At 66.1% G+C, this 5,804-nt stretch carries 6 protein-coding genes; 5 read left to right on the top strand and 1 reads right to left on the bottom strand.

All coding sequences use genetic code 11. The features are described from left to right. The coding region (locus QZY48_RS34555; RefSeq protein ID WP_366929626.1) for a MerR family DNA-binding transcriptional regulator at window positions 1-97 on the bottom strand (97 nt) is incomplete at its 3' end. Between the two features lie 64 nt (window positions 98-161). Between QZY48_RS34555 and QZY48_RS02195 the strand changes: the two genes are divergently transcribed. From QZY48_RS02195 to QZY48_RS02175, 5 genes are all read left to right on the top strand, one after another. Continuing rightward, the gene (locus QZY48_RS02195; RefSeq protein ID WP_295427108.1) at window positions 162-3,293 is read left to right on the top strand and encodes a response regulator; all 3,132 of its coding nucleotides are present in this window, start codon (window positions 162-164) and stop codon (window positions 3,291-3,293) included. A 66-nt stretch (window positions 3,294-3,359) separates the two neighbouring features. Beyond that, window positions 3,360-4,373, top strand: coding sequence for an HD domain-containing phosphohydrolase (locus tag QZY48_RS02190; RefSeq protein ID WP_295427106.1), 1,014 nt, complete (start codon window positions 3,360-3,362; stop codon window positions 4,371-4,373). 136 nt (window positions 4,374-4,509) lie between these two features. Continuing rightward, on the top strand, window positions 4,510-4,785 hold the full coding sequence (locus QZY48_RS02185; RefSeq protein ID WP_295427104.1) for a hypothetical protein: 276 nt from the start codon (window positions 4,510-4,512) through the stop codon (window positions 4,783-4,785). 128 nt (window positions 4,786-4,913) lie between these two features. Next, window positions 4,914-5,201, top strand: a complete 288-nt coding sequence (locus QZY48_RS02180) for a GAF domain-containing protein (RefSeq protein ID WP_295427102.1) — start codon at window positions 4,914-4,916, stop codon at window positions 5,199-5,201. 1 nt (window position 5,202) lies between these two features. Next, on the top strand, window positions 5,203-5,400 hold the full coding sequence (locus QZY48_RS02175) for an HD domain-containing phosphohydrolase (protein ID WP_295427100.1): 198 nt from the start codon (window positions 5,203-5,205) through the stop codon (window positions 5,398-5,400). Window positions 5,401-5,804: the final 404 nt, after the last annotated feature.

The following is a 5,804-nucleotide window of genomic DNA, read 5'->3' as shown; positions in this document are numbered from 1 at the left end:
TCTTGCCACTGGTCTCCCAGCGGCGCACGGTCGCGGGCGAAACCCCAAGAGCTTCCGCCGCCTCGCCTATCCTTACTTTGTACACTTTTTTGCTCATGTTTGGCAAAAATGTACAACTTTAATCGCAACAGTTCAAGCCCTGGCACCGCAGCGGCGGCGCCGTGGGCGGGATCGTCATCTTCTCCGAGGACATCACCGAACGCAAACAGGCGGAGCTGGACCTGCGTCGCTACCGGCAGATCGTCGAGACCTCCAGTGAGATGCTGGTCTTCCTTGATCGGGACCTGCGCTACCGGGTGGTCAATCCAGCCTATGCCGCGCTGCGCCACACGACCCCGGCGGACCTTCAGGGCCGCCTGGCACGAGAGGTGGTGGGGGCTGAGGACTATGCGGAGATCGGCCCCTGCCTGGAGTCGGCGCTGGCTGGCCAGGCCCAGCGGTTCAGTGGCCTTATCACTGCCATCGACGGCAGGCAGCGCTACCTGGAGTCGGACGTGCGCCCCTTCCGGGGGCACGATGGGGCGGTGCTGGGCGTGGTCGTGAGTATTCACGACCTAACCGAGGCCCGGGAGGCGCAACTCGCCCTCCAGGACCAGCAGGCGCACTTGGAAGATTTGGTCGCGGCCCGGACTGCGGAGCTTCAGGCCTCCGAGACCAAGCTGCGCACCATCTACGACCTACTGCCGATCGGGATCTCGGTCACGGACCGGGCCGGGCAGATCATCGACTGCAATCGGGCCTCGGAGGTCCTGCTGGGGATCGCGCGGGAGGAACAGTTCCGCCGGACCTATGACGGCGAGGAGTGGGCGATCATCCGTCCGGATGGGACCCCCATGCCGCCAGCGGAGTTCGCCAGCGTGCGCGCCGCGGTCGAGGGTCGGACGGTGCGCGACGTGGAGATGGGCATCCTCCGCCCGGATGGCGTGGTGTGGATCTCGGTCAACGCCATGCCCTATCCGCATCCCGACTATGGGGTGCTCATCGCCTACGTCGATGTCACCGCACGCAAGGAGGCCGAGGCCGAGTTGTTGCAGGCACGGGCTGTCGCAGAACAGGCGACGCGCATGAAGTCCGCGTTCCTGGCCAATATGAGCCACGAGATCCGCACGCCAATGAACGCGGTGCTCGGCTTCTGCTATCTGCTGGAGCGGCAGCCGCTCGACGCGGCGGCGCTTGACTTGGTGCTGAAGGTTCGCAACGCCGGCCGATCGCTGCTGACACTCATCAACGACATCCTGGACTTCTCCAAGATCGAGGCGGGGCGTCTGGAGACGGTATCCGCACCCTTCAGTTTGTCCGGATTGCTGGACGATCTCGCCGCCATCATGGCCGCGGCGGCGCGCGACAAGCCGTTGGAACTGGTCATTTCCCCTCATCCCTCCTGGCGTTACGACACCCTGACCGGCGATGCGGGACACCTCGAGCAGGTGCTGATCAATCTGCTCGGCAACGCCGTCAAGTTCACCGAACGCGGTGAGGTCGAACTGCGCATCGACCTGGACTCGGTGCAGGGGTCGGACGTGCGCCTGCGGTTCGCGGTACGCGATACCGGCATCGGTATCGCCACTGACCAGCAGGAGCAGATCTTCGCCCCCTTTAGCCAGGCCGACAGCAGCATCGCCCGCCGCTTCGGCGGCACCGGGCTGGGGCTGGCCATCAGCCGGCAATTGGTCGCCCTGATGGGGGGCGAGTTGCGGGTCGAGAGTATGCCCGGCCAGGGCAGCGAGTTCTGGTTCGTGCTGCCGTTGCGGTGCGATCAGGCCGCGACCGCCACTCCGCCGGAGTTGGCGGGGCTCCACCTGCTGGTTGCCGACGACAGCGCGCCGGCCGGGGCCGCGCTGGTGAACACCGCCGCCGCCCTGGGCTGGACCGCCGACCTGGTGACCTCAGGCCCGGACGCCCTGGAGCGGACCCTGGCGCGGCTGGATGGGCAGGGGCGCTACGACGCCCTGCTGCTCGACTGGCAAATGCCGGGACAAGACGGACGGACCACCGTCCGGTCGATCCGCGACGCGCTGCGGCAGCGGATCGATGAATCGCAGCGACCGCCCATCGTCATCATGGTCACCGCCTACTCGCAGGATGCACTCCTGGGCGAGCCCGGCCTCGCCGTGGTGGACGCCCTGCTCAGCAAGCCGGTCACGCCCTCCGCCCTGTACAACGCGGTCGGCGAGGCACTGAGTCGGCGTCGGCAGGGACAGGGCCTGGCGCCACCCGTGCCGATGGCGACCCACCGGCCGCGCCTCCCCGGGTTGCGGGTGCTGGTGGTCGATGACAGTGACATCAACCGGGAGCTGGCGCAGCGGATTCTGGAAGTCGAGGGTGCCCTCGTCCACTTGGCCGGCGACGGTCAGGCGGCCCTGGACTGGTTGGAGGACAATCCGGCCGGGGTCGACATCGTGCTGATGGACGTGCAGATGCCGCGCCTGGACGGCTACGCGGCGACCCGCCGGTTGCGTGCGGACGCGCGCTGGCGAGACCTGCCGGTCCTCGCCCTCACCGCCGGGGCCTTCCAGGAGTTGCGGGATGCCGCACTGGCGTCCGGCATGAGCGATTTCATCGCCAAGCCGTTCCAGGTCGATCAGATGATCGCCTTGATCCAACACTGGACCGGCCGCCGGCCCCAACCGCCGGCGGGTGCCCCGGCACCGACCACGGAGCCGGCGGAACCGCCCCTCGCGCCCGGCCTGGCGGCACCGCCGCTGGTGACACCGGCCTGGCCCGGCATCGACCTCGCGGTGGGGCTCAAACAATGGGGCAAGATCGAGACCTACCGGACCCATCTCGACCGGTTCGTCTCCCGCTACGCCGGCGCCGGACGGGAGATCGCGACCCTCTGCCGGGAGGGGGACCGGGCCGCGGCCGGGGCACTTGCCCACAAGCTCATCGGGGTGGCGGGTAGTCTGGCGTTGCCGCTGGTGCTGGAATTGACCCGGCAACTGGACCGGCGGTTGAAGGGGGAAGAGCCGATCGGGGAGTTGGCCGCGGCCCTGCAAACCGCCATCGACGCGGTCTGCGCCGGGATCGTCGCCGGGATCATGGCCGAGCGACCCGAGGCCGTGGCGAGGTCTGCCGCTGCCGGGCCCGAAGGCCTGGGCGCATTACTGGATCAATTCTTGCTGGCCCTCGACCACAACGACCCCGACCGTTGTGACTCGCTGCTCGCACAGTTGCCCGGTCTGGTTGCTGCCGCGCCCCTGGCGGCAGTCGAGTCGCGGTTGACCGAGTTCGATTTTCGCGGGGCCGAGGGCTTGATCCGGGCACTGGTGCGTGACCTGGACACGCCAAACTAGAAAGGGCCTTTGGCCTCGCGTTTTCAGACGAATTTCCGGATTTGGGATCAATTTTAGGAAATACCCATGACGCATGGCCCCCTGCTGCTGGTCGACGACGAGGTCACCAATCTCGCCAACCTGCGCGCGATCCTGGCGGGCGAATACCCGCTGATGCTGGCCCGCAGTGGTGCCGAGGCCATCGGTCTGGCCGTCAAACACCAGCCCGCCCTCATTCTGCTCGACATTCAGATGCCCGAGCTGGACGGGTACGCGGTCTGTCGGGCGCTCAAGGCCGATCCGCGCACCGAGGGCATCCCGGTGATCTTCGTCACCGCCTTGTCGGAGGCGGGAAACGAGGAGGCCGGATTCGCCGCGGGCGGGGTCGATTACCTGATCAAACCCGTGACCGCGGGGATCGTGCGGGCCCGGGTGCGCACCCACCTGTCACTGGTGCATACGAAGGAATTGGAAAAGCGCAGCCGTGACGCCATCTTCATGCTCGGGAAGGCCGGGCATTGCAACGATGCCGATACCGGCGCGCATATCTGGCGCATGGCGGCCTATGCGCGTGAGCTCGCCGCGACCATCGGTTGGTCCCCGGCGGAGTGCGACCTGTTGGAACTGGCGGCATCCATGCATGACACCGGCAAGATCGGCATCCCCGATGCGATATTGCGCAAGCCCGGCAAATTGGACCCAGACGAATGGACCGTGATGAAGACCCATTGTGTAATCGGTTTTGCGATCCTGTCCAGCAGCGAGGCACCGGTCTTTCGGTTGGCCGCCGAGATCGCGCGCTATCACCACGAGCGATGGGACGGCAGCGGCTACCCGGAAGGACTGGCGGGGGAGGCCATTCCCGCATCGGCGCGGATCGTTGCCGTGGCCGATGTCTTCGACGCGCTCAGCATGAAGCGGCCCTACAAGGAGGCCTGGCCATTGGAACAGGTCACGGCGACCCTGCGCGCGGGCGCCGGCAGTCATTTCGATCCGTCCCTGATCGCGGCGTTCGAGGGCTGTCTGCCGCGCATCCTGGAACTCAAAGCCGATTGGGATCAACGCGAAGCATCGCAACAACTGCGAGACGCATTGCCATGAAGAACGCCCGTATCCTGGTGGTCGAGGACGACGAGTTCATTGCCGGCGCGACGCTGCCCGCAACCCGACCGGGTCGCGCTCGGTTTGCGCGAGCTGATGATCAATACCGTCGAGCACGGCAATCTCGGGATCGACTATGCCGGGAAGTCACAACTCCTGCTGGATGGTGATCTCGCGGCCGAGTTGGAACGTCGCCAACAGTTTGGTGAATGCCGAAACCTCCGAGATTGAAGACGCAAATCCGTTCTTGATCAGTATCATCGGCTACTCGCATGAAGAACTCATCGGCAAGACGCTGTGGGATATCGGGGCCTTCAGAGACACCACGCTGAACAAAGATGCGTTTGATGAACTCAAGACCAAGCGCTACATCTGCGGCCTTGATCGTAATCCCGGCCAGCGGCGTGCGTAGTCAGGGCTTCCAGCCCTGACGGTGTCAGGCCAGGATGGCCTGACTACGCACCCGGCGAGCCCAAGTGGCCGGAATCTTGATCGAGGCCACATCCGCTACCACGACCTGCCTTTGCAACGGAAACAGTCTTGCTCGACGAGTATTGCCGGATCGCCGTAGAAACCGGCGGCTACCTGATGGCATGGGTAGGGCTCGCGGACACCGGACCAGATCGGCGCGTCCAGGTGATCGCCCACTATGGGCGCGATGACGGATACCTGGCGTCGGGCCGGATCACCTGGGCGAATACGCAATGCGGCCAGGGCCCCACGGGCCGCGTCATCCGGTCGGGAGAGGTCCAATTCTGCGATGATATTTCGACCGACCCGACCATGGTGCAATGGCGGGCCGCGGCCTTGCAGCGCGGCTACAAATGAATTGTTGCTTGAATCCAGGATTCTTGCGGTCGCCGACGTAGTTGAGGCCATGGCCTCGCTACGCCCCTACCGGGCGGCCTTGGGTATCGAATCGGCATTGAGCGAAATCGCGGCGCATCGCGGCACGACCTTCGATGCGCAGGTGGTCGATGCGTGCCTGCGCATCTTCCACGAACAGGGCTACAAAATAGAAGATTAGCTGCGGCGACCAGGGCCAACCAGCAGTTTATTCTCTGCACGAAGCGGACCCGGCGCCGGGGCTTGGCCGATCTCGGGAGCAGTATCCAGAGAAGGGCCGCGCCCTGGGCAGGTCGGTCGAACCCAATGCCGTGAAGGTAAGCGCGAGGCGGTCCGGCGCGGGCGTCTCGTTCCCACGCTCCGGCGTGGGAATGCCGGGCGGGCGCTCCGCGTCCCGTCTTATCAATGGACGCGGGGCGCCCGCCCTGGCTCCCACGCAGGGGCGTGGGAGTCGGCGCGGCGGCGTCGATCAAGATTCCGGCCGCTTGGGCTCGCCGGGTGCGTAGTCAGGCCATCTTGGCCTGACACCGTCAGGGCTGGAAGCCCTGACTACGCACGCCGCTGGCCGGGATTATGATCAAGGCC

Source organism: uncultured Thiodictyon sp., from assembly GCF_903828115.1.
Taxonomy (GTDB): Bacteria; Pseudomonadota; Gammaproteobacteria; order Chromatiales; family Chromatiaceae; genus Thiodictyon.
This window is presented reverse-complemented; position numbering and strand designations above follow the sequence as displayed.

Bases quoted from the DNA above. Each gene is read 5' to 3' on its own strand.
- QZY48_RS02190 (WP_295427106.1), top strand. From the start codon at position 3,360: ATGACGCATGGCCCCCTGCTGCTGGTCGACGACGAGGTCACCAATCTC.
- QZY48_RS02185 (WP_295427104.1), top strand. From the start codon at position 4,510: ATGCCGGGAAGTCACAACTCCTGCTGGATGGTGATCTCGCGGCCGAGT.